Origin of the sequence: Psychrobacillus sp. FSL K6-1267 (assembly GCF_038003265.1) — a bacterium.
In the GTDB taxonomy this organism is placed as follows: Bacteria; Bacillota; Bacilli; order Bacillales_A; family Planococcaceae; genus Psychrobacillus; species Psychrobacillus faecigallinarum.
Genome location: NZ_JBBOOR010000001.1, coordinates 884,756 through 909,990 on the forward strand (window position 1 = coordinate 884,756; position 25,235 = coordinate 909,990).

21 protein-coding genes are annotated in these 25,235 nt (G+C 37.0%); 16 read left to right on the forward strand and 5 right to left on the reverse strand.

Annotated elements, in window-relative coordinates; translation table 11 throughout:
- The first annotated feature begins 207 nt into the window (after nt 1-207).
- From MHB55_RS04465 to MHB55_RS04485, 5 genes are all read left to right on the forward strand, one after another.
- Entirely contained in the window at nt 208-549 is a 342-nt protein-coding gene (locus MHB55_RS04465) for a hypothetical protein (protein ID WP_144537278.1), read from the forward strand.
- Nucleotides 550-637: 88 nt separating this feature from the next.
- The gene (locus tag MHB55_RS04470) at nt 638-841 is read left to right on the forward strand and encodes a hypothetical protein (protein ID WP_340862690.1); all 204 of its coding nucleotides are present in this window, start codon (nt 638-640) and stop codon (nt 839-841) included.
- Between the two features lie 113 nt (nt 842-954).
- Nucleotides 955-1,302 carry a GNAT family N-acetyltransferase gene (locus tag MHB55_RS04475; protein ID WP_340862691.1) on the forward strand — a complete coding sequence of 116 codons (348 nt, stop codon included), beginning with the start codon at nt 955-957 and terminating at the stop codon, nt 1,300-1,302.
- Between the two features lie 179 nt (nt 1,303-1,481).
- Nucleotides 1,482-1,958: a hypothetical protein gene (locus MHB55_RS04480; RefSeq protein WP_154311382.1), complete on the forward strand. Its 477-nt coding sequence runs from the start codon at nt 1,482-1,484 to the stop codon at nt 1,956-1,958.
- Between the two features lie 74 nt (nt 1,959-2,032).
- A complete protein-coding gene (locus MHB55_RS04485; RefSeq protein WP_154311381.1) occupies nt 2,033-2,533 on the forward strand; it encodes a HEAT repeat domain-containing protein in 501 nt (166 codons plus the stop codon).
- 176 nt (nt 2,534-2,709) lie between these two features.
- Here the strand turns inward: MHB55_RS04485 and MHB55_RS04490 are convergent, their stop codons facing one another.
- The 3 genes from MHB55_RS04490 to MHB55_RS04500 all read right to left on the reverse strand — a co-directional run bounded on the left by MHB55_RS04490 (nt 2,710) and on the right by MHB55_RS04500 (nt 5,991).
- Nucleotides 2,710-4,089: a Glu/Leu/Phe/Val family dehydrogenase gene (locus MHB55_RS04490; RefSeq protein WP_340862692.1), complete on the reverse strand. Its 1,380-nt coding sequence runs from the start codon at nt 4,087-4,089 to the stop codon at nt 2,710-2,712.
- Between the two features lie 749 nt (nt 4,090-4,838).
- On the reverse strand, nt 4,839-5,477 hold the full coding sequence (locus MHB55_RS04495) for a hypothetical protein (protein WP_144537285.1): 639 nt from the start codon (nt 5,475-5,477) through the stop codon (nt 4,839-4,841).
- Nucleotides 5,467-5,991, reverse strand: coding sequence for a sigma-70 family RNA polymerase sigma factor (locus MHB55_RS04500; RefSeq protein WP_144537287.1), 525 nt, complete (start codon nt 5,989-5,991; stop codon nt 5,467-5,469). Before MHB55_RS04500 ends, MHB55_RS04495 begins: the two co-directional genes overlap by 11 nt.
- Nucleotides 5,992-6,339: 348 nt before the next feature.
- On the opposite strand from MHB55_RS04500, the gene MHB55_RS04505 reads away from it, so the two are divergent.
- The 9 genes from MHB55_RS04505 to MHB55_RS04545 all read left to right on the forward strand — a co-directional run bounded on the left by MHB55_RS04505 (nt 6,340) and on the right by MHB55_RS04545 (nt 14,918).
- Nucleotides 6,340-7,164 carry a phosphate ABC transporter substrate-binding protein gene (locus tag MHB55_RS04505; RefSeq protein ID WP_340862693.1) on the forward strand — a complete coding sequence of 275 codons (825 nt, stop codon included), beginning with the start codon at nt 6,340-6,342 and terminating at the stop codon, nt 7,162-7,164.
- 39 nt (nt 7,165-7,203) lie between these two features.
- Entirely contained in the window at nt 7,204-8,115 is a 912-nt protein-coding gene (gene pstC / locus MHB55_RS04510; protein WP_144537291.1) for a phosphate ABC transporter permease subunit PstC, read from the forward strand.
- Nucleotide 8,116: 1 nt separating this feature from the next.
- Nucleotides 8,117-8,941, forward strand: a complete 825-nt coding sequence (pstA, locus tag MHB55_RS04515) for a phosphate ABC transporter permease PstA (protein WP_340862694.1) — start codon at nt 8,117-8,119, stop codon at nt 8,939-8,941.
- A gap of 15 nt (nt 8,942-8,956) precedes the next feature.
- The gene (gene pstB / locus MHB55_RS04520) at nt 8,957-9,766 is read left to right on the forward strand and encodes a phosphate ABC transporter ATP-binding protein PstB (protein WP_151111126.1); all 810 of its coding nucleotides are present in this window, start codon (nt 8,957-8,959) and stop codon (nt 9,764-9,766) included.
- A gap of 18 nt (nt 9,767-9,784) precedes the next feature.
- Nucleotides 9,785-10,438: a phosphate signaling complex protein PhoU gene (gene phoU, locus MHB55_RS04525; protein ID WP_144537296.1), complete on the forward strand. Its 654-nt coding sequence runs from the start codon at nt 9,785-9,787 to the stop codon at nt 10,436-10,438.
- Between the two features lie 513 nt (nt 10,439-10,951).
- A complete protein-coding gene (locus MHB55_RS04530) occupies nt 10,952-12,034 on the forward strand; it encodes a Gfo/Idh/MocA family protein (RefSeq protein ID WP_144537298.1) in 1,083 nt (360 codons plus the stop codon).
- Nucleotides 12,035-12,203: 169 nt separating this feature from the next.
- Nucleotides 12,204-13,055, forward strand: coding sequence for an STAS domain-containing protein (locus tag MHB55_RS04535; RefSeq protein WP_154311380.1), 852 nt, complete (start codon nt 12,204-12,206; stop codon nt 13,053-13,055).
- A gap of 99 nt (nt 13,056-13,154) precedes the next feature.
- Nucleotides 13,155-13,604 (forward strand): VanZ family protein, encoded by a 450-nt coding sequence (locus MHB55_RS04540; protein ID WP_340862695.1) that lies wholly within the window; start codon nt 13,155-13,157, stop codon nt 13,602-13,604.
- A gap of 27 nt (nt 13,605-13,631) precedes the next feature.
- The gene (locus MHB55_RS04545) at nt 13,632-14,918 is read left to right on the forward strand and encodes an MFS transporter (protein WP_151111118.1); all 1,287 of its coding nucleotides are present in this window, start codon (nt 13,632-13,634) and stop codon (nt 14,916-14,918) included.
- A 176-nt stretch (nt 14,919-15,094) separates the two neighbouring features.
- Here MHB55_RS04545 and MHB55_RS04550 read toward each other — a convergent pair whose 3' ends face one another.
- Nucleotides 15,095-15,733: a GDSL-type esterase/lipase family protein gene (locus MHB55_RS04550; protein WP_186318097.1), complete on the reverse strand. Its 639-nt coding sequence runs from the start codon at nt 15,731-15,733 to the stop codon at nt 15,095-15,097.
- Nucleotides 15,734-16,154: 421 nt separating this feature from the next.
- On the opposite strand from MHB55_RS04550, the gene MHB55_RS04555 reads away from it, so the two are divergent.
- Complete coding sequence (locus tag MHB55_RS04555) at nt 16,155-18,839, forward strand: 5'-nucleotidase C-terminal domain-containing protein (protein WP_340862696.1); 2,685 nt, start codon at nt 16,155-16,157, stop codon at nt 18,837-18,839.
- Nucleotides 18,840-18,885: 46 nt separating this feature from the next.
- Nucleotides 18,886-23,400: an endonuclease gene (locus tag MHB55_RS04560; protein ID WP_340862697.1), complete on the forward strand. Its 4,515-nt coding sequence runs from the start codon at nt 18,886-18,888 to the stop codon at nt 23,398-23,400.
- A gap of 266 nt (nt 23,401-23,666) precedes the next feature.
- Here MHB55_RS04560 and pruA read toward each other — a convergent pair whose 3' ends face one another.
- Nucleotides 23,667-25,211, reverse strand: a complete 1,545-nt coding sequence (gene pruA / locus MHB55_RS04565; RefSeq protein WP_340862698.1) for an L-glutamate gamma-semialdehyde dehydrogenase — start codon at nt 25,209-25,211, stop codon at nt 23,667-23,669.
- Between the last annotated feature and the right edge of the window lie 24 nt (nt 25,212-25,235).

Consider the following 25,235-nt stretch of genomic DNA (forward strand, 5'->3'; position numbering starts at 1 on the left):
TCGCTCGGCTTTTTAGATTTTTAAGGCTATGTTTAAGGCTAGGGTTGTTTTTTCGTGAATCGATTTAGTTTGTGAAATGTTACACTTAAACTAACGGTGCAGGTTTAGTTTAATAAGAAGGTATATATGAAATGAATCGAAATAGTCAATAAAAGAGAGTTATTTTATATTATAATTAATTTATTAATTGGGGAAAGAGGTAAGAAAATGAAAAAAAATATGTTAATAGCGATTGCATTTACTTTAGTAGCGATGTTTACGTTCAGCATCACTTCAGAAGCTTCATCCACAAAAGTAATGTGGGGTAAAACGGAACTTAAAGCAGGGCAGATTGGTAAAGTAACACTTTACGGAGATATGGGAACATTTAAGACAGATGGCTCTAGAGGAAAAGTGTTACCAGCGGGTGGTGAGTACCGTGTCTATTCATTCCGTAAAGATATTTTCGGAGGAGAATACGGCTTAGGCGGCGGATTGTTTGTCCATATGTACGGTCCTTTGGAGTACAAAACACCTTCTAAGGCTAAGTTAGCATTACTTAATAAGTAATAATTCAATAGATTAAAAGAAATAGAAGGATAGATATTATACAATGTAGTCCAGTTTTAAGCTGGGCTATTTTTTTATGGAGGAAAAAATGTGTTTAGTGAATGCGAGGATAGTACAACGACAAGAAATTCATGAGATTGGTATGTCAATGGTTGAAGTGACAGGTTCTCAAACAAAATTAGGCGATGGTGTACAACATAATCAAGATATTTATCTCAATAAGAAAGATGGTAGTTTATTTGTAATCAGTATAGATGGACCAGTCGAACGGGGGGGTAAGTTATACCAATGAGGGATAGTATAGACCTCTTTGTTCAACTAACGGGTGCTTTGGTAATATATGGCCATCATTTCGATGGTCTATTTTTATGTGCAATATATTAAGTTGATCTCAGAATATGCATTGTGAAAAGTAATGAATCTGAAGACTTTGTTCGAATGGGAATAGAATTGAAAGAAAGGTTAGTTGGGTATGCAGATTTAGCCTGTATTAAAGATAATGCAGCTGAATTAGGTATTGCAATTGGTGAGAGTACATTATGGGGAAAAGGAATTGGGACTAATTCTATTCTATGTATGATGGATTACGCTTCTATAAACTTAGGAATTACAATTTTTAATGCAGAAACCCACGAAGAGAATATTCGCTCCAGAAAAATGCTTGAGAAAATAGGATTTATAGAGATAAGCAGGATTGGCAATGAAGAATACTTAGGAACGGAAAACCAACTAATACAATATAGATATAAATAAATATACTTCTATATCTTATTGAACTAACGGGTGTTTTGCAAAATATGACCATCTTTTCGATGGTCCATTTTTATGTCCAAAATATTAGGTTGATCCTAAATATGCATTGTGAAATGTTACACTTAAACTACGGAGCAGGTTAGTTGAACAAGGAAAGAGGAAAATAAAAGGAGGAAGTGATGGAAACTAAAATGTTGTATTATAAAATATTCGAAAAGAAAGTAGAACCTGTCGATTATGTTAATTGGGCTACCCAAATGTCAGAAAATAGTGATACATCTACATCACTAAATATACTTTCTTCCCTAAGTGAAACTCTAAATATTTTTGAGGTAGAAGATTATTTTCATAGGGCAGTAAGAGAATTAAGTATGGAAGAACCCACACAGGATGAGTGTTCTAAGTATTACTTCTGGTATTTGCTAAAACAAATAATAGATAATGAATCTATTGCAATTAACTATGCATATGAAATTTACCAAGTAGTTCGTGAAGAATTTGTTAGCGAAGAATTAAATGTATGGTATGAGATCAGTGAAATGATAGACGACTATCGATATGGTGATAATGTAGAGGGAATTACAAGAGAATCTCTAATTACAACCATTGTAAAAGAAGCGGAAAAACAATTAAATTGTAACTTCTTATTGAACTAACGCGTGCTTTAGCAAAATATGATCATTATATAAAATTTTATTATGGTAAATGACAAGGAGTTTGGATAAGTATTATGGACAATAATTCATTAAGATTTGCAATAGAAAATGAAAAGTTTGATGAAGCAGAAATCATTTTAGAAGAAATTAGCAGAAGTAAGGACATTCAAGCAATTCCTTTACTTATTGAATATTTACAAAGAACTGAAAATCCTTTATTAAGAAACTCTATTGCTTTAACGTTAAGTGATATTGGGAACGAAGAAGTGGTACAACCGTTAATAGATGTTATTAATGACCCAAAAACTTTAGGTTATAGAGGAACACTATTATACGCACTAGAACCATTCGATTGTTCAGCACATTTAGAAACACTAATTTACCATTTGATAAATGGAAACTTTGAAGTACAAGCACAAGCATATCAATTGATAGAATCAATTAAAGGTGAAATATCAGATGAAGTTTTATTGAACTGTATTATAGAGGTAAAAGAAGAGTTAAATGATAAAGAAAGACAAATGGAGATATTATCAGATACGATAGAAACTTTGTGTACTTTTAAGAAAAAATAATTAAGCCTTGTTTCACTATTGGTGCTTACATAAAGAAAGTAGAAATGCTTTGGTGTCTTCTATTTCTTATTCAACTAACGGGTGCTTTAATAAAAAGGAAATAAAATAAAATGAGCTTGGAGAAAATATCCCAGCTCATTTTTTGTGTCTTACATCTACCTTTAACATAGCCATTTTTAATAAAGCTTCCCTTGTCTATACAGCACAGTAGATAAGCGAATAACCGCATGGATATAGCAATTTTGGCGAAGTGGTAAAGGATCTCCAAAATATAATGGCAGTAATGTATCCATCGTATTTTTCATTTTCGCTAGAAGCTGGTTGTACACTTCTTCCTCTGAGTAAAACTGTGTTTCTCGTCCCTGAAGCCATTCTAAATAAGAAACAATTACCCCACCGGCATTTGCTAAAATGTCTGGGATGATGATGACGCCTTTTTTGCTCAAGTAGTCGTCTGCCTCCTTAGTAGTTGGGGCATTCGCTCCTTCTACGATAATTCGAGCCTTAATATCAGCTTTATTGGAGTCATTCAATTGATTTTCTAGCGCTGCAAGGAATAAAACGTCTACATCCATTGTAAGAATTTCTTCTCTGCTTAATATAGACGCGGTGACCCCTATTTCTTTTAGCTGCTCCTCTGAAGTCGGAAGGTCGCCTTTGTTCTCGGATGAAAATTGTGCAAGTGTCTGAATATCCAGCCCATCTGAGTTATATAGAGTGACATTACGATCACTTATTGCAACGACCTTGTTTTGAAGAAGTGTACAGCGAGCAGCCTCAAGCGCTGTAACTGATCCAACATTACCGAATCCTTGCACCGCAATTGTTAAAGGGCGGTTGGAATATTCCAGTGCCGTTTTGGCAAAAGGGTTTTCAGAGCTTTCTAATGTTTGCGCATGTTCCTTTACATAATTACTTAACATGTAGCGGAAGGTGAAGTAAACTCCCTTGCCAGTAGCCTCTCTACGGCCTAAAGATCCACCATTTGCAATACTTTTTCCTGTAAAACTGCCCAAGTATGGTTGCCCTTGGTTAATCTTTTTGTACTCTGCCATCATCCAATCCATCTCTCGTTCACCGGATCCAACGTCTGGTGCTGGAATGTCACGATCAGGACCAAGGACATCGTTAAAATAGCGCACATATTTTATGCAAATACGATGTAATTCCTTGTCGGTAAAGTTTTTAGGATTGATGACGATTCCGCCTTTTCCTCCACCGAAGGGTACATTATGAAGTGCATTTTTTAGCGTCATTAGAAATGCCAAATTAATAACCTCTAACTCATTAACCGACTCATGAAAACGAATACCACCCTTATACGGACCAAGGGCATCATTATGATGCACACGATAAGAGGGAATCCGAACAATTTCTCCGCTTTCCAGCGGAACACGCAGGAAAGACTTATGTATCTGATTAGGTGTAGATAGAATTGCATTCAATGAATTAAATGCCTTTGTCCGCATCTCTCCTTGTAAATCAGGCAAAAAGGTCTCGTTCTCCAATAATGCATTTAGCGACTGCTTTACAATTGATATTGTTTGTTCTTCCACTTATTTCAGCACCTCCGTAAATATAGTTCATCGGAGTTAGTTATACCCTAAACTGCTGGGAAAAAACGTAGGGAAGTTCATTAAATTTTGATAAATTCATATCCGAATGGACAAGACAAAAGGGACTTAAACAACGCTTAGATGCAGTACAACAAATTATTGAATATTCAAGGACAATCAGACCTATTAGCGAAAGCAACGCAAGCAGTGTTAAAAGCGAAAGGAAGGTGAATACTACTTCATTATATCCACCAAGTTTATTAGAAAGGGTGATTCATTTGACTAAATCTTATATGTTAAATGAGTTTGAATACACGTTATCAAACTATCGAATGAAATATAATTCAAGTTTCCACGAAAACCGTAGTAAACCTTTTACAGAAGAATGGCTCGGTTACATATGTTCGATATGTGATGTCACTAAAAAGGATAGCATATCGAGAGTTCTGGGTAGAGCGCATGTAACAAGTTTGAAGAAAGTAAGTGATTTAAGAAGGAATGGCCAATTTGAAAATTATTAACGAAAGGGTTTAGACCTTTATCATATGCAATTATATGGGCAGACTGCAGACAAAGTCAAAAAATTTGAAATTGTCTATAGTCTTTTTAATTTTAAAATCATTTATCCAGTAAAACACCTTTATTTCAATACTGGCGGTCCATGTATTAAATATGTTGATTTCTGATTAGAAAATTTGGAAACCCAAAAAGAGATTGGCTACCTTGCAGCAGCCAATCTCTTTTATTCGCTAATTCCCAAACGGTATTTCATTTTCATACTCTATTTTATATTCTTGGATTAGATTATTTTTTTCATCATTATTATTAATTAAAATGTCCCCATACACGGGTACTAAGGTATACCAATTTTCTTCTTGCAGATACTTTGTAACAAATAAATATAATTGTCCCTCTTTAAGTAGTGGATCATTTTCTACTAATATTAATTCTTCTTTTGTGTATCCACCTTGTTGATTCACTATTATGGTTTCTTCAAGGTCACCTTTAATGTTATCTGTAACTTCTACTTCAAATTGAGTTTCGGGGATACCACCCAATGATTTAGTACCAGATTGTTTTATAACTTTTCCAATGAATACATTGTCTGCCCAACCAATAAGGCGAGGAGTGTCCGACAAATCAAAGCTACTGCTGTATTCCATTGTTTTTATTATAGGATTTTCCGGTACTGAGTCATTTGTAAAGTAACTTGAAGTAAAAATACCTATTGCTAATGAAGCTACTATCGCTGGTGCAATTATAAAAGAGCGCTTAAATTTAGGTTTACCTCTTTCTGATTTCACTTTTGAAATTCCTAATTTACTTCTTTCACTAATTTCTTTTGGTATTTCTATTTTACTCATTTCTTGTTTAATTTTATTGCTCATATATATGATCTCCTTCCAAATTTTTTCGAAGTTTATTTAAGGCTCTATACAAAATAGTCTTTGTTGTACCTAAAGGAATTTCCAAAGTTTTAGATACTTCTTTTATAGTTAAATCATCATAGAACCTTAAAATAATTACACTTTTTTCGTCTTCATTTAAACATTCGATTAACTCATTTAACGTTATTTCTTCAAATATATCTTCGTTAAAATCTCCTGCTATAAAGTTTTCAAATTCTGAATTTAGAGGAAGAATATTTTTCTGTTTTCTAAGTAAATCAAGTGCACAGTTTATCGCAATTCTTATCAACCAAGTTTTAAAATATTTAGGTTCTTTTAGATTTTTTATTGATTTAAAGGACTGATATGCTGTTTCTTGAACAACATCAAGGGCATCATTTTGATTTTTCACATATACAAAAGCTACTCTGTAAATGTCATTTTCATACTTTTGAAATAATGTCAAAAATGCGTTGTCATTACCTTTTTGAGCTTTATTCACTAAATTTAAAATTTAAAACACCTCCTTATTTTCTATCAACTATTAGACGGTCTAGAACTCCATTTGGCTTTAATTTCAAGCGGAAATATGGTTTCAAACGTTATTCAGCAGCTATACATATGAACACTTATTGAAGGGCAAACTAAGAGAAACTATATCAGTGTGCATTATATTTTATAATTCACTTGTTTAGAGTAGAAATTAATGTAAATGAGTTTACTTTAATTTTCAATAAATTCACAATATATTTAATTCAATTTTAGAAAGTTTACAATACCTTTACATTCAGTTAATAAAGGGTTAAAAAATTAACATTATGATGGAAAGTAGATAGAAGTCTATAACTCTTGGAGGTTTCCCATGTTATTTAAGAAAATGATCATTTCTCTTGTTATTCCCTTGGCGATTCTTACTGGCTGTGGAAGTGATGATACAGAACACTCAAGTGGCGATAAGCAAACTATCTCTATATCAGGATCTACTTCGGTCGGACCTTTGGCAGAGAAGTTAGCGGTGAAATATGAAGAAACAGAATCGGTCAATATAGAGGTCAATCAGATCGGATCATCTGCGGGTATTACGAATGCAACAAACGGTGTTTCTGAAATAGGAATGAGTTCTCGTGATTTAAAGGAAGAGGAAGCTGCACAATTAGAGGAAATTATCATTGCCTATGATGGGATTGTAATTGTTACACATCCATCGAATAAGGTTCAGGATTTAACGATGGAGCAGGTGAAGCAAATCTTCACTGGTGAAGTGACGAACTGGAAGCAGCTTGGCGGAGAGGATTTAGAAATTGTGGTAGTATCGCGTGAGGATGGCTCAGGCTCCCGTGATGCCTTTCAGGAAATTGTCGGCTATTCCTCCGGTGAATTGATTCGAAATGCGATTGTCGCAAGTGGGAATGGAAATATAAAGACTACTGTGGCAACTAACAAGCACGCAGTTGGATTTATATCCTTCGAGTATATTGATGAAACGATTTACCCGATGAAGATAAACGGAGTAGAGCCGACTGCTCAAAACGTGTTAGACAACAAATACAGTCTTTCAAGACCATTTTTGTTCGTATACAAAGATGGTGATTTAACGCAAGGCGGACAGAAATTTATCGATTATATTTTAGGCTCTAATGGACAGGAAATAGTTTCCGAAGCGGGTGCTATCCCTATTCTGCAATAAACAACATATGTTGAATTTACAAAATGGGAGGAAACTTGCGTGACTACACCACCATTCGAAAAGCAAACTGAAATAGAAAAAGCAAATAAACGTAAGTATTTTTTAGAAGGTTTATCTGCAAAGGTTTTCCTTGCTTGTGCATTATTATCTGTAGTGAGTTTAGCGTTAATTGTAGGCTTTGTGTTTTATAAGGGCTCTTATCCGTTTATAGCAGAGGGCTACAGCTTTATAGATTTTATTTTCGGCACAGACTGGGTTCCGAGCGAGGATAAATTCGGTATTTTTCCAATGATCGTAGCATCTCTATTCGCTACACTTGGTGCACTAATTATTGGAGTTCCGATTGGTTTATTTACAGCCATCTTCCTAGCGGAAATTGCACCTAAGAGATTAGCCAAGCTCATTTCTCCGGCTATTCAGCTTCTTGCTGGTATTCCATCTGTTTTATACGGAGTATTCGGACTCGCGATTATCGTTCCTTTATTACAGGACAATTTTGGTCTTGCGAGAGGGCAAAGCTTACTAGCTGTTATTCTAGTGCTTGCTATTATGATGCTTCCTACTATTGTTACTGTGGCAGAGACATCGATAAGAGCGGTTCCCAAATCTTACACAGAAGGCTCTTTAGCTCTAGGGGTTTCACATATTGGGACCATTTTTAAAGTAATCGTTCCTGCTGCAAAGTCCGGGATTATGGCGGCAATCGTCCTTGGTTTAGGACGAGCTATCGGGGAGACAATGGCAGTTATATTGGTTGCTGGAAACAGTCTGATTATCCCTACAAGTCTTACAGACAGTGTTCGTCCGCTAACTACGAATATTGCATTGGAGATGGGATATGCGTTTGGTACTCATCAGGAAATGCTATTCGCAACTGGGATAGTGTTATTCTCCTTTATTCTCATCTTAAATTTCGTACTAGCTAGAATTACAGCAAGGGGAGGCAACTAATATGAACAAGGTAAAGGACAATATTCTCCGAGGTCTCTTATGGTTTTCGGCCTTTATATCTGTTGCCATTCTAGTTGTAATTGTCGGCTACATATTCTACAAAGGCTTTCGATTGATCAATTTAGAGTTTATCTTCGGTGATTACTCGCCAACTGGTGGAGGAGGCATTTGGCCTATGATCGTCACCACTGTTTATTCAATTTTAATATCGTTGGCTATCGCTACACCAATCGGGATTTTGGCTGCAGTGTACTTACATGAGTATGCGAAACAAGGTCGACTAGTGAAAATAATTCGTTATGCGACTGAGAGCTTAACAGGGATTCCTTCTATTATATATGGACTGTTCGGAGCGGTGTTTTTTGTTGCAACCTTGAAGCTGGGTATGTCTATCATCGCGGCATCTTTAACCTTAACCATTATCGTATTACCGGTTATTATTCGAACAACTGAAGAAGCGTTAAAGACAGTGCCTAATACTTATAGAGAGGGATCTTTGGCACTTGGGACAACCAAGCTGCAGACTCTTTATAAAATTATTTTACCGAGTGCAATGCCGGGAATTCTTTCGGGAATTATACTATCCATTGGGCGGATAGTGGGCGAATCGGCAGCTATTTTCTTAACAGCTGGTACAGTGGCTGCCATGCCAGAAAGTATTTTTTCTTCTGCTCGTACACTAACGGTGCATTCTTATTTAGTTACTCAGGAGACAGGAAATATTGAACTGGCGGCGGCCATTGGTATTGTGTTAATCGTGATCATCTTAATACTTAACGTATCTGCTACGTATATATCCAAGAAATTCAATAAGGCAAATCATTAAACGAAGGAGACCAACATGAAGAAATTACTTTTTAAATCTACCTCTGAGAGCTTTGGGTCAACGACTACTACTGAGCATTCGAAAATCAATGTGTATGATCTCAATTTATTTTACGGGGAGAAGCAAGCATTGTACGGTGTTTCCCTAGGTATTCAGGAAAAAGAAGTAACAGCATTGATTGGCCCTTCTGGTTGTGGGAAATCAACCTTTCTACGTACGTTAAACCGTATGAATGATTTAATCGATGGAGTTAAAATCACTGGAAAAATTGTAATTGATGAAGAGGATATATATGCAAGTCAGGATGTTATAAAGCTTCGTACGAAAGTGGGAATGGTTTTTCAAAAGCCTAACCTGTTCCCAATGAGTATATATGACAATGTTGCTTACGGTCCACGTATGCAGGGCATTAAAAACAAGAAGGCTTTAAACGAAATTGTAGAAGAAAGTCTTCGTGGCGCTGCCATCTGGGATGAGGTGAAGGACCGCCTAAAAACCTCTGCCCTTGGTCTTTCTGGTGGTCAGCAACAGCGTGTTTGTATCGCTCGTGCTATTGCAATGAAGCCAGATGTTATATTAATGGACGAACCGACTTCTGCCCTTGACCCAATCTCAACATTGAAGGTAGAAGAGCTTATCACCCAAATGAAAAAAGACTACACGATTGTCATCGTAACACACAATATGCAGCAGGCTGCCAGAATCTCCGATAAAACAGCATTCTTCTTAAATGGAGAAGTAATTGAGTACGATAAAACAGACGTTATCTTTTCAACACCGAATGATTCAAGAACAGAAGATTATATAACTGGACGTTTCGGATAACAAGATGGGAGACGGAAAATGATACGCGAAAACTTCGAAAACAATATGCAGGAGCTGGAAAATAAGCTTGCGGAAATGGTTCGAATAACTGAAGAGCAATTGGAGCAATCATACAAAGCTCTAAAAACGCAGGACATTGAGCTTGCTTTGAGAACAATAGAAAAAGACAATACGATAGATGAAATGGAAAAGGAGATAAATCAAATGGCTATTTGGTTTATCTCCAAGGAACAGCCACTTGCACGTGACTTACGCAGAATCATTGGTGTTTTGAAAATTTCGAGCGATATCGAGCGTATTGCTGATTTCGCGGTTAACATTTCAAAGGCAACTATTAAAATAGGAGAGCGACCGTCCCTATTGTATTTGACAGAACTCGAGCCGATGAAGACAGTCTCCATAGTCATGCTACAAAAATCACTAGAATCCTTTGTGAAAGAAAATATTACGTTAGCAAAGGAAGTAGCAGACCTCGATGATCAGGTCGATGCTAACAGCAAGACTAATTACCAAAATATCACACATTATTTAAGTGAACACCCAGAAGACACGAGTCAGCTCGTGCAGCTCCTGTTCATCAATCGTTTCTTAGAACGTACAGCTGATCATATTACAAATATAGCAGAAAGCACTGCCTATCTGATCAAAGGGCAGATGTATGATTTTAACTGATAAATTGATCTATTGAGTAAACTCCATGTAACTTTACCTTTAAATATAAAGGAGCCTTCGAAATTAAATTTTCCGAGGCTCCTTAAAATTGAACTCATTTACATACATGATTTGAAATTCACAAATAGTACTTTGTCATTAAAATACAAATATATATCATTATGTTGAGGAAAGATGATATGTTTAACTCAGACCGGATGAGTATGGCGCATAAGCTATTAAAAACAACGTGTGAACTACGATGGTAGCCTATCACTTATCCCGTGGGAGGTGCCCAGTTGTAGCCAAAATAAACTATATTCCATGTAAAGGACATAATTCTTTAGTTTCCTTTATATTATTCGTATGAATCAATTATATAATTGATTCATATGTAGTTGATAAAACTATAGATTGAATTATGATATAATAGTGGAGGCTTTATGTGAAGATAATCACTTAGAGTATAACTTTGAGTGTTTGGGTAGCATAAGAGCATATAGACATTGGGTATTCCAAAGGAGGAACACGAAAGTGAGTTTAAAATATGCAATTATCGGGTGTGGACGAATCTCTCCTAATCATGTTGCTGCAGCTATAGAAAATAATTTAGATATCGTGGCATTATGTGATGTAGATGAGAGCAAAATGGATGCAACAATATCCATGTTCGAGCTTCCGGAAACAGTAAAAAAATATACTGATTACAAGGAAATGCTTCAGCAGGAATCTCCTGAGCTAATCGGGATTTGTACAGAAAGTGGAAAGCATGCTCAAATCGCTTTAGATTGTATTGAACATGGAAGCAACCTAATCATTGAGAAGCCAATCGCTTTATCTTTAGAAGAAGCAGATCAAATCATTGCTTTAGCTAAAGAGAAAAACGTTAAAGTAAGTGCTTGTCACCAAAACCGTTTCAATAAATCTGTTCAAAAAATGAGAGAAGCTGTAGAAGAAGGTCGCTTCGGAAGATTACTTCACGGAACTGCTCATATTCGTTGGAACCGTGGAGAAGATTATTATACACAAGCTCCATGGCGCGGAACTTGGGAGCAAGATGGCGGCGCGTTGATGAACCAATGTATACATAATATTGACTTGTTACGTTGGATGATGGGTGACGAAATCGTAGAAGTCGTTGGTATGACAGACAACTTAATGCACGGCTTCATCGAGGCAGAAGACCTTGGTATGGCTTTAGTTCGCTTTAAAAACGGAAGCTATGGAATTATTGAAGGTACTACTAATATCTTCCCTAAAAATCTTGAAGAAACGCTTTATGTTTTTGGTGAAGAAGGTACTGTTAAAATCGGTGGTAAATCCGTTAATATTATTGAAGAGTGGATGTTTGCAGATAACAAGGATAACTCCGAAGAAGTAAAAGCAAAATACTTCGAAAATCCACCATCCGTTTATGGCTTTGGTCATAACCCACTATATACTGATGTGATCGATGCGATTAAAAATGACAGAGATCCTTATGTAACAGCAGTGGACGGTAGAAACGCACTTGAGCTAGTGTTAGCAATTTATAAATCAGCTGCAGAAGGCAAAAGTGTTAAGCTTCCAATGGAAAAATGCAGCACAATGGATTTTAAAGGAAGATTTTCGAAATAATATAGAGTACTCTAGCAGCCGAATTTACCTTCGGCTGCTTTTTTCATATTTCTTAAGGTGATAATATTATTCGAATAATGTAGAAAATATAGAATAAAATACCTTTTTCCTTCTGGAGGATTTATAATAGAGTTACTTACTATTAATTAGATAGAAAGAAGGGAAGCATTTGTCTTCTATTAACCAGCAACTTTATAGTTATTTAATCGAAAACTCTCAAAATATTACCAAACAGTGGTTTGAGGAAAAAAGAAAGTTTACAGATCCTTTTTACTCGAATAATCCGAACCCTCAGATAGATGTGATACTTCAAGAACAGCATGCGCTAACTATTAGAACGGTAGCTAGTGCTTTATGGGAGGGTGAAAATTCCTTTCCTGAACTTTTAGACATTTGGGCAGAAAATGTTGCAAAAAATAGAGTAGAAAATAGTATAGCTATTCATAATGTAATTGAAGCACTCAATAAAACTAGGGAGACCATTTGGAGTTTTGTAGAATCTTTTGTGAATGAAAAAACAGATAGCATTACTCATGGCGATATATTGAAATGGAGCTCTGTCTATAATATATCTTTCGATCGGTTAATTTTTGAGTTTTCTAAACGCTATTATCTTCTTTCTAATACTCGTTTTAATGCACAGCAAACGCTAATCCGAGAATTGAGCAGTCCAATTATCCCTATTTTAGAAAAGGTTGGTGTATTGCCGATCGTTGGGGATATTGATACATATCGTGCGAAGTCTCTAACTGATGAAATACCACAAAAGTGTATAGAGCTTGGTATAGATAAGCTATTTATCGATATTTCCGCAGTACCGATTATAGATACGATGGTCGCAAATGAGTTGTTCAAATTTATGGAGATTTTAAGCTTACTAGGCATTCAGCCATTTGTATCAGGTATTAGCCCAGAGGTTGCTCAAACTTCTGTCCAATTAGGATTGGACTTCGGGAATATTTCTACTTATAGTTCATTAAGACAAGCTTTGCTACGTACGGGTGTTTACAAAAATATGTAATATTTATAGTGGGGCAGCTGAAGTTCACTCTTTAGCTGCTTTTATTAGGTTTCTCGTGTTTAAGATAAGAAGTAGCTAGAAAGTGCAAGGTGAGTATAAATGTCTAAAGTTCTTTCTTTTGTTGCTGTGATTTTATGGATGGGTTTGATTTTCTTTTTCTCCAGTCAACCAGCTGCGGATTCAAAAGAGTTAAGCTTAGGAGTCACGGAAATGTTTTTATCGATAGTGGAGATGGCAGCTCCTGATTCGGATTTGTTTATGGAGAACTCTCATCATTTTGTACGAAAGAATGCACATTTTTTTATTTATTTCGTTTTAGGAATATTGGTAGTACGTGCATTAAGGTTGAGCAAATTTTGGAACAAGAAAGATATTGGGTTAGCGTTCTTGATTTGTGTCATTTATGCGATTAGTGATGAGCTGCATCAACTGTTTGTACCTGGAAGAGCGGCAAAAGTGAAGGATGTATGGATTGATAGCGCCGGTGCTTTAGTTGGTATCTTGCTATGCAGATGGCTGATAGGATTAAGGAATAAACGTAAAGCATAGTATTGTGGAAGATGGGAGTGAAGGGTCATATTAAAGGGAAATAGTTCTACAGAAATTAAGAAATACATAGATTCTCCAGAAGAAATACAGCGACTTTATAAAAGAACTCTATGGATTGTCGTTTTGTCACAGATATTCGGAGGAGCAGGGCTTGCGGCTGGAATCACAGTGGGTGCTTTGATTGCTCAGGATATGCTAGGGACGGATAGCTATGCAGGAGTGCCTACAGCGTTATTTACATTAGGATCAGCTGGAGCAGCGTTAATCGTTGGGAGAATGTCTCAGCGTTTTGGTAGGAGGTATGGCTTGTCTTCTGGGTTTATCGTTGGTGGTATAGGAGCTATAGGGGTAGTTATTGCTTCTCTGAGTGAAAGTATTGTATTGCTGTTTGTATCACTTTTGATATATGGCGCTGGGTCTGCAACGAATTTACAGGCAAGGTATGCTGGTACGGATTTAGCAAGTGCAAAGCAACGAGGAACGGCAATTAGTGTGGCGATGGTATCTACCACTTTAGGGGCGTTTGCAGGTCCCAATTTAGTTGGGGTGATGGGTGAATTTGCTACTTCTATAGGAGTTCCATCTCTTGCAGGTCCTTTTATATTGGCAGCGGCTGCTTATATTTTAGCTGGAGCTGTTCTTTTAATTTTATTGAGACCAGATCCTTTAGTTATTTCGACTGCTATTAACAAGCATAAGGCAGATGTGAGTGCTAGTAACGATTTAGAGGAGCAAGTAGAGGATAAAAGGGGTATTTATACTGGAGCTGCGATTATGGTCATCACTCAAGTCGTGATGGTTTCCATAATGACGATGACACCTGTTCATATGAGGCATCATGGGCATGATTTAAATGCTGTCGGCTTAGTGATTGGATTTCATGTGGCGGCAATGTATTTGCCTTCACTGGTTACAGGGATGCTTGTAGATCGCTTTGGACGAATGGCAGTGGGTGTTGCTTCCGGTTTTACTTTGCTTGCAGCAGGGCTTGTGGCTGCGTTTGCTCCCGGAGACTCCTTAGGGATGCTCATTTTGGCATTAGCATTGTTAGGTTTAGGATGGAACTTTGGTTTAATTAGTAGCACCGCTTTGATAGTAGATTCTACTGTGCCTGCGACGAGAGCTAAAAGACAGGGCTCGGTGGATGTATGGGTTGCACTAGCCGGTGTCTCAGGTGGTGGATTGTCCGGTGTAATCGCTGCGCAAACTAGCTACATGATGTTGTCTTTAGTTGCTGGAATTTTGTCGTTCGTGTTAATAGTTGGTTTGTGTAAAGTTCCTAATCGGGTTTGGAGATTTTCTTGGAAAAGTTAAAGATTTTAGTTGAATGGGCTGTCTTTTTTGTCTAATACTCAGTGATTTTAGGTGTTTTACTACAATTTTGGCTTGTTTTACGACAATCGAGACCTATTTTACTACAATCAACACGAATTTTACGACAATCGAATATTAACAAGAAAAAGCTCCCGAATCTAGGAGCTTTTTCTTTTCTATAGTCCTTCTATAAAAGGAATCATTTTAAAGGCTAGTTTCTTATGACCAGCATCATTTAGATGAATACCATCGATCATATAACGCTCACGGTACCAAGTTAGCCATGGATATTGATTGGCTTGGTGATAAAGATTCAAGCAAGGGATTCCGTATTTTGCAGTTACTTCTAACTCAGCTCTCACCATTGCTTCCAGCTGAGGGTTAGTAGGCTGTCCCACATCGCGTCTAAACTGGGTGAATGTAGCGATGGTTGCGTTTGGAAACATATTGATAGCTGTGCTGATAGTGTGATCTAATGCACCATAAAAGGAAGAGAGGGCATCAGTATCACCTAAAGTACCTAAAACAAAGGGCTTCTCCGTTTCAGCATAATCATTACCGCCTCCTAAGAAGGTGATTAAATCTGCCTCTTTATCTACCTCATCTAATCTTAGGTAGAATGCCTCGTAACCAGCCTTCCAAGTATTGAACCACCCAGATCCACTTTTTCCTAAGTTTTGTACTTTTAACCCAAGATCTTCAGAGATGTAGCCGGGATATTTTATTTCACCGGCCCAATTGAGCTCCGTGTTACTGTCACCAACGACTGTCCAATTTTTATTGTTCCATCTGCTTATGAATAGTGGACTATACAAGATTTAACCCTCCTTATAAATAGAATATATGTAACATTTTGAGTTTCGCTTGTCTTCCTAAAACTCCACTAATTTATGTGAATGGTGTAAAAGTTTTTACTAAATCTTAAATTTAACCCCTGCTGTTTGTAATATTTTCAATTGTTATATTAACGGGGAGGTTTTAATTTATAGCTTAATCCAGTTTTAAACTCAAAAGAAAACTTGTGAAATCGTATTTTATTCAGAGCAATCTTTGTTAAAGTTTATAGCTCATAAAATTTATTTTAAATATTACAAATATTTAATAATTTTCGAATTGAACTTAATTGTTTCCCATGTTATGGTAAATATTACATACACATTAATGAAAAATTTCTAATTATTGTAAAATAATTTAATGTGAAATGTATGTTTTACCATTAAAAATTGGAGGGAAATCATGAATAACAAGATGAAGAAATCTGTCATTGCAGCAGTCCTCGTTACATCTATGTTGGCTTCTACGAATGTAGGGCATACAAAAAATTCACTGCAATCTATGGTAGATCAGGCAAGAAAGGATATGAAGGATGCTGCATATGCTTATGTCATTCCAGCGCAGAACAACAAGATTGCAACTAGTACGGATTTATATCCAGTACTGAATACTGCCAAGTTGAATTATCAAAAGGCGCGAAGTGCTATACAAAAATCTAATGCTACCAACAAGGATGCTATGTTAAGAGATTTAGATGTTTTATACGAGGAGCGTATTACTAAGGGTATTATACCTTATATTGATGCTTATAATTACACGGATAAGTATTTAAATCCAATAATGGCTGATATAAAAAGGGCTGAGACTGCAAAAGATTGGGAGAAAATTGAAGCACTTTATCACAAGCTTTCTGTTCAACTAAAAAATAGAACAGTTATACTTTATCGTTTTTCTGGTAAGGCAGCTAGAGATCTTCTATTAGAACAGTACAAGGAGCCTGCAAACCAAAAAAGAGATCAGTTAATGGTTCCCATAACAATTTACATGAAAGTGAAGGAAGCGGATAAATTACTTGGAGCAGGCAAAAAGGAGGAAGCTATTAAGGTTTTAGAATCTATTAAACCTTTAATTAATCGTTTGCCGCCTTCTAGTACGTTTCCTATGGTGAAAGAGCTTATCGATAAGGTGACAGAGGTATCTAAAAAAGCGGGAATTGATATTATTATACCAACTCCTATGCCTACACCAAATCCAAATCCACCATCATCAGGTGGCGGTAACGGCGGAGGAAGTGGTGGTAACACGGGCTCTAATTTTAAATTATCTATTATGCATACGAATGACACGCATGCTCAATTAGATAATGTTGCAAAACGAGTAACAGCTGTAAAAGATTTTCGTAAAGAGAAACCTTCAGCCTTACTGATCGATGCAGGGGATGTATTCTCTGGAACTTTATATTTTAATGAATTTAAAGGTCAAGCTGATGTAGAATTTATGAATCTGATGAAATATGATGTGATGACCTTAGGAAATCATGAGTTCGACTTAGGTTCGAGTTCTGACGGACATAAAGCATTAGCCGAATTTATTCAGAAATCTAATTTCCCTATTGTAAGCTCAAATGTAGATTTTTCTAAGGAAGTAGATCTTAAAGGACTATTTAATGTAAAAGTAGCAAATAGTGCAAAAAACGGTCAAATTTATAGCGGAATTATCAAAGTAGTAAATGGACAAAAAATTGGATTGTTTGGTTTAACGACAGAAGAAACAAAAGATATATCTAGTCCTGTAGATGTAACTTTTAATGACTATATAGAGGCAGCTGAAAAAATGGTTGCAGAGTTTAAAAAGCAAGGTGTCAACAAGGTTATTGCCGTGTCACACCTCGGATATGACGATAATCCTGCTTATGATAATGACTTAGAGCTAGCAGCAAGAGTTGCTGGTATAGATATAATAGTTGGAGGACATAGCCATACAAAACTAGAAAATCCAGTTGTAATTAACAAAGATAATAGTGGCAAACCTAAGGAACCAACTGTCATTGTACAAGCCTATCAGTATAGTGAGTTTTTAGGTACTTTGGATGTAGAGTTTGATAAAAACGGGAAAATAGTAAAGAATGCTGGGAAATTAATTAGTATAAATGATAAAAAAGAAGACGCAGAAGCAGCTGAATTACTGAAAAAATATGCAGGAAAAATTAAAGAGATAAAAGAGGAAGAAACAGGGGCTACTGCTGTTAAAATCTTAGAGAATCCTCGCGCAAGTGGTAGCAATCTTAACAGTGTTCGAAGCAATGAAACGCCACTTGGAAACTTAATTACTGATGGGATGCTTAATAAGGCAAGAGTATATAACAAAGATGTTATTATGGCATTCCAAAATGGTGGAGGTATTCGCTCCGCTATTAATCAAGGACCAATAACAGTTGGAGAGGTAATCTCTGTACTTCCATTCGGAAATACCTTGGCGACTATGAAACTATCAGGTGCGGAAATAAAAGCTGCATTTGAGATCAGCTTTAAGGAATCTCCAAAGGAAAATGGTGGTTTTCTCCATGTCTCAGGAGCAAAGGTTGTATATGATTCCTCCAAACCCGTTGGAAAAAGAGTTGTGTCTATTGAATACAAAAATGCTACAAATGATTATGTTCCCCTGGAAAATGAGCAAGAATATATGATTGCAACAAATGCATTCACGGCTAAAGGTGGAGACGGCTACGATGTACTAAAAAAAGCGTATGAACAAGGTCGAGTGACTGATTTAGGTCTCTCTGATTGGGAAAACTTCCGTGAGCATCTCGCAGCTCTTAAAAATGTAGATCCTCAAGTCGAAGGACGCATTCTTGATATTGCGGGACAAGGTGAAACAGATATTCCTGGAGGAGATATACCTGCTGCGGACTTCTCTGGAACTCCAGAAAAGCTGAAAGTATACAACGGTGATGTAACAGTTTCTTTATCAGATGTAAGTAAGCTTGAAAATGCTGTAGTTAAAGGAAATCTCACGTTAGTTGGCAGTCCTTCTACAAGTGTGTCCTTCTCAAATCTCACTGTAGAGGGTAATGCAGACTTTACGGGCTTAGATAGTGATAACTACGAATTAGTCGGTTTAACAATCTTAGGTAATATCATTCTATAACTTTTATTTACTACTAAAATCCCTAACTAAAAGGAGAATTATATAGATGATAAAAAGGAATTGGAAAAAGCATTTGAAAGTGCTTTTATCTGCGTCACTTATGGCTGGTTTAGTTTTGCCGGTATTACCCTTAAAGGCAGTTGCTGCTACTAACGCTTCGGACTTGATAATTTCAGAGTATGTTGAGGGAAGTAGCAATAACAAGGCTATCGAGCTCTATAATGGGACTGGCTCTGCTCTAGATTTAACTAACTATTCAATAGAGCTTTATGCGAACGGTAAAACAACAGGACCAGCCTCTTTAGTATTATCAGGTACATTGGAACATGGAGATACTTATGTAATTTACAATGGTCAAGCACATACTAATCTTAAGAGCAAAGGGGATTTATTAAGCAATGCCGTGACGGCCTTTAATGGTGACGATGTTATTCTTTTAAAGAAATCCAATGAGGTTGTAGATTCCTTTGGTCAATTAGGAGAAATGATAAAATGGGGTGAAAACGTTACCCTAGTGAAAAAAGCATCAATTATTTCCGGGGATTCAAATCCTAATGATGTATATGATGTTACAGTACAATGGGATTCACACGGAAGTGACACATTTGATTTTTTAGGTTCCCATACAATGGATGGCTCTATTCCTGTTGAGCCAAATCCAGAGGAACCTGAGGTGCCTTCATTCTCTACGGTAGCAGAGGCACGTACAGGGAATATCGGGGACACCGTTAACATTAAAGCCATTGTAACGGCTAACTTGAAAAACACAGTTTCCGTACAAGATGGTACAGCAGGAATTGCCGTTCGTCCTGCAAGCCTTTCTGCAAAGATTGGTGATGAAGTCATATTAACGGGTAAACTCGCTGATTATCGTGGACTTCTTCAATTAGACAGTACTACTATTGTTAAAAAGCAAGAAAATGTAGGGGCACCATCTCCTAAGACTGTAGCAGGTGCAGAAGTGAATGAAGCAAATGAATCACTTCTAGTCCAAGCTAAAGACATTACGTTAACAGCAGTGAACGCAAATAATTTTACTGCCACTGACGGAACGACAAGTTTTATCGTTCGTGATGAAAACGGAACATTGAATTTAAAAGTTGGTAATGTCTACGAATCTATTACTGGAATCGTTCAACAATTTGATAGTGATTATCAAATTATTCCTCGATCATCTACAGATATCGTAGAAGATAGCTCTATTTTAAAGCCAGTAGTTGCTTCACCGGGAAGCGGGACATATGTAGGAGGAACAACAGTTACACTGTCGACTACTACATCTGGTGCAGAAATCTTTTACACAATAGATGGATCAGTACCTACTGTAGAAAGTATAAAATATACAACACCATTAAATATTCGATCGAATATGACTGTTAAGGCGGTAGCTGTTACTGCTGAAGGAGCTTCTGAAGTAAAAACTTTTGAATATTCGATTACTGACAGTTTACAAATCCACGATATCCAAGGAGAGGGGCATAGTTCTTCTTTTGACAATAAAACCGTAGAAGGAGTACAAGGGATTGTCACATATTCATTTGTTCTTAACGGATCAAATTACTATACTATGCAAACTCCAGATGATTTAGTGGATAACAATCCAAATACTTCGGAAGGAATCTTGCTTTACAGTGGATCCAAGACATGGCCAATTAAAGTGGGAGATTTAGTAGAGGTTGCTGGGAAAGTTAGTGAGTACGCATATGATGGTTATTCCGATGCTAACCAAACTGATTTAAAAACAACTCAAATCAATGTACGAAATGACCAAGGTGGAAAAGTAGTTGTTGTGGAAAGCAATGTATCTTTACCGGCTCCAATTGTCATCGACGAGTCTAAGATGAATTTACAAGAAATTGATAGCGATTATTTAAAAGTGTTTAACCCAACGATAGATGCAATTGATTTCTGGGAAAGTATTGAAGGAATGAGAGTACAAGTTGGTAATGTTAAGGCGGTAGCTCCTCAGGAGCATGGGGACTTGATAACTGTTTTAGAAAAAGAACCGACCAACTCTCTTCACGGTGGAGTTCTTTTCGAGGAGGACAATCAAAATCCAAATCGTATTCAATTTCGTATGGAGCCAAATGGAACAGCGCGTGAATTTGAGGTAGCAACTGGAGATAAATTTAAGGGACCAATTGTTGGGATTGTCGGATACTCTTATCAAAACTTTAAAATTTACGTTTCTCTAGATCAAATGCAAGCAGCACATATGAAAGGCGCTGCCACTCCAGAGAAAACTACGATTGTTAAAGATGAAAACAAGTTAACAATTGCTTCTTACAATCTGGAGAATTTCTCTAATAACAAATCATCTACTTCAGATGAAAAAGCAAAAAAATTAGCTAGAGCCATTGCTAATGATATGCAAAGTCCTGATATCGTTGGGGTAACAGAGGTTCAAGATAATAATGGAGAAATGGTAGGAGATTCTAAAGCAGATCAAAGCTATCAAAGGTTGATAGCTGCTATTAAAGCTGCCGGTGGAGTGGAATATAAATTTGTAAATATCGATCCTGTCAACAATTCAGATGGGGGAGCACCTAATGCGAATATTCGTGTTGGATTTCTTTATAACCCGGATCGTGTTTCGTTAACAGAAGGAATTCCAACTGGGAATGCAACTAATGCAGTTGGCTATGATAATGGTAAACTAACGCTAAATCCAGGTCGTATTGACCCTATGAATAGTGCGTTTAATAGCAGTCGCAAACCATTGGCAGCACAATTCGACTTCCAAGATGAGAGTGTTATTGTGATTGCAAATCACTGGAACTCTAAATCAGGAGATACTCCTTTATTTGGAGCTATTCAACCACCTGTCTATCAAAGTGAAGTACAGCGGCATAAAATTGCAAATATAGTATATAACTTTGTAAAAGATATTAACACAAAAAATCCGGACGCTAATATAGTTTCTTTGGGTGACTTCAACGACTATCAGTTTTCTCAATCGTTAAGAATTCACGAGGGCGAATTAATGAAGAATATGATCAATGTAGTGGATGCTACGGATAGGTACACATATTTATACCAAGGGAATTCACAAGTTCTAGATCATATATTGGTCACTAATAATCTAGCTAACAAAACAAAAATTGATATTCTTCATATCAATGCTGACTTTACAGACATGGCAGGTCGTGCATCAGACCATGATCCTGTAATGGTTCAAATTGACTTGCTTGCGGATGATGAAGTGTCACCAATCACTGTAGAAAAATATTATAATTTGAAAAACATTCAATCGAACAGATTAACAATTACTAAACCTAGTGTTTCCATTGAACTAGATGCTCAATCCGAAATAACAGAAGGTATCTTCTTCACTGGTGCTTACGCGGAGTTTAAAGGAGAAGGATTTGCAGAGCATTCTGTGACACTTAACCCTGCAAAAGAGGAGGTAATAACGGATTTTAAAGGTACGACGGTCCTTAAGGTAATTGTTGATGGTACAAATGTAAAAGAAATAAAAGGCGCTGAAAATATCCAGGAATTCGAATTTATTAACGGAGCAACCAGAGATTCTATCAAAATTACCAATTCAAAAGGGGAACCCATCGTGGTTCCTTCTTTGCCTGGCGAAAACCAAGCACCGATAGCTACAACTATACCTAACATGACTTTAAAAGTAGGAGAAACAAAATCCATTAATTTAACGGATTACTTCTCTGATCCAGATGCTGATAGCCTTACTTTTAAGTCCACTTTAGGAACAATTAAAGGGACAGTGTTAACTCTAAACTTAGAAGAGGGAACTCACCTTATTGGAGTTACGGGATCAGACGGAGATAAAGAAGTAACAACAAGATTTAGTGTAGTTGTATCAGCTGCAAGTTCTCCTACAGATGATTATTACAAGGACGCACTAGGTAAGGAAGGGGCTGCTCTAAAAGCGGCGTTGCATGAAATTATAGATGACCACACAGAATTATCTTATAGCCAAGTATGGGAAGCATTACGTGAAACTGACGAGGATCCCAATAATAGAAATAACGTTCTTTTATTTTATTCTGGGCTGTCTCGTTCTAAAACTGCCAACGGTGGCAATGTAGGGCAGTGGAACCGAGAACATACATGGGCTAAATCCCATGGGAATTTTGGAACAACTAAAGGTCCTGGAACAGACATTCATCATCTTCGTCCAACAGACGTTCAAGTGAATAGTGCAAGGGGGAACTTAGATTTTGATAACGGTGGTAATCCTGTCAACGGATGTAATGGATGCTACAAGACAAACAATTCGTTTGAGCCACCAGATAGAGTGAAAGGAGATGTCGCTCGTATTCTGTTTTATATGGCGACACGGTACGAAGTAGGAGATAAAGTAGATTTAGAGCTAAATGAAAAGCTTAATAATAACAGTGCTCCTTATCATGGAAAGCTATCAGTCTTATTAGAGTGGCATGAGCTAGACCCAGTTGACGAATTTGAAAGAAATCGAAACAATATTATCCAGGAGTGGCAGGGAAACCGCAATCCATTTATAGATCATCCGGAATGGGTGGAATTAATATGGGGGCAAGCAAGTTCTACTAAAATTCCCAAAGCTTCATAAGGCATCAAGCGAAAATTAAATCAAATAGTTCAATATTTCTTCGTCTCTCATAGTCAGCTATATGAGAGACTTTTCTTTTAAAGACAAACTTTTAAGCGGACTTGTTATGTCAGAATGGTTACAGGTGCCAGGCACCTGTAACCATTCTGTAACCAATGTGGTGAGTATTTTCCAATTCTGGTATGATGGAAGATGTGTTAGGAAGTAAAAAGGCCTGCAAGGTTGCAGGCCACAAAAAGAGTATCTTCCTATTAAATATAGAAGTATTATAGAGCTTCGGATGTAGTTTTTGCTTGCATGTGAAGCTGTAAGTAGTCGGGACCACCGGCTTTAGAGTCTGTTCCAGACATATTAAAGCCTCCGAAAGGTTGGTAGCCTACGATAGCACCTGTACAACCACGATTGAAGTATAGGTTTCCTACATGGAAGCGTTGGCGTGCATATTCAATGTTCGTTCGATTAGTAGAGATAACTGCACCTGTTAGACCGTACTCTGTAGCGTTAGCAATCTTTATTGCTTCTTCGAAGTTAGCTGCTTTCGTAATGGCAACAACTGGTCCGAAGATTTCTTCCTTCATGATTCGTGCATCAAATGAAACGTCTGCAAATACTGTTGGATGTACGAAGTAACCTTCTGATTGGTCAGAGGTACCACCAGCAATTAGGCGTCCTTCTTGCTTTCCGATTTCAATATAGTCTGTAATTTTGTTAAAGGCAGCCTCGTCAATAACTGGGCCTGTATAGTTTGTTGGATCCAGTGGACTTCCAACATTTAACGCCTTTGTTTTTTCTTCGACTCGTTTCACAATTTCGTCGTATACATCTTCGACTATAACTGCTCGAGAACAAGCGGAGCATTTTTGACCACTAAAACCAAAAGCTGATTTGACAATAGAGTCTGCTGCTAATTCTAGATCTGCTTCCTTGTCTACTACAATGGTATCTTTTCCGCCCATTTCAGCAATGACGCGCTTAATCCAAATTTGACCTTCATTTACAACAGATGCTCGTTGGTTGATACGAAGACCCACGTCACGTGATCCAGTGAAGCTAATAAAGCGAGTAAGTGGGTGATCGACTAGATAATCCCCAACCTCTGCACCAGATCCTGGAATGAAGTTCACTACACCTGCAGGAAGTCCTGCCTCTTCTAACACTTCTACAAATTTGTACGCTATAACAGGGGTAGTAGAGGCAGGTTTTAATAGAACTGTGTTACCAGTTACAACAGCTGCCACTGTAGTGCCGGCCATAATTGCAAATGGGAAATTCCAAGGGGAGATAATAACGCCCACACCTAACGGAATATAATCATAGCGATTTCTTTCACCAGGACGGCTTTCTACTGGTTGCCCGTCCTTGATAGTTAACATCTGACGTCCATAATATTCTAAAAAGTCGATTGCTTCAGCAGTATCAGCATCTGCTTCATTCCATGGTTTCCCGGCTTCATAGGTTAACCAAGCAGAAAATTCATGCTTGCGACGACGAATGATTGCTGCAGCTTTGAATAAAATATCTGCACGAACCTCTGCAGATATGTATTGCCACTCCTGAAAGGTTGAGTAAGCAGACTTCATTGCTTTTTCAGCTAATTCTTGAGTTGCCTTTGAAACAGATCCGATTAGCTCAGATTTCTTGGCTGGATTATATGAATTTATCTTTTGTTCGGTAGTTATTCTTTCACCATTTATAACTAAAGGATAATGATTTCCTAATTTATTTTTCACAAGCTCTAGAGCTGCTTTATATGCTTCAGTGTTTGTATTGACTGTAAAATCTGTGAATGGTTCATGTTTATAAGAAATCAATTTTATCCCCCTAAGTGAAAAGGT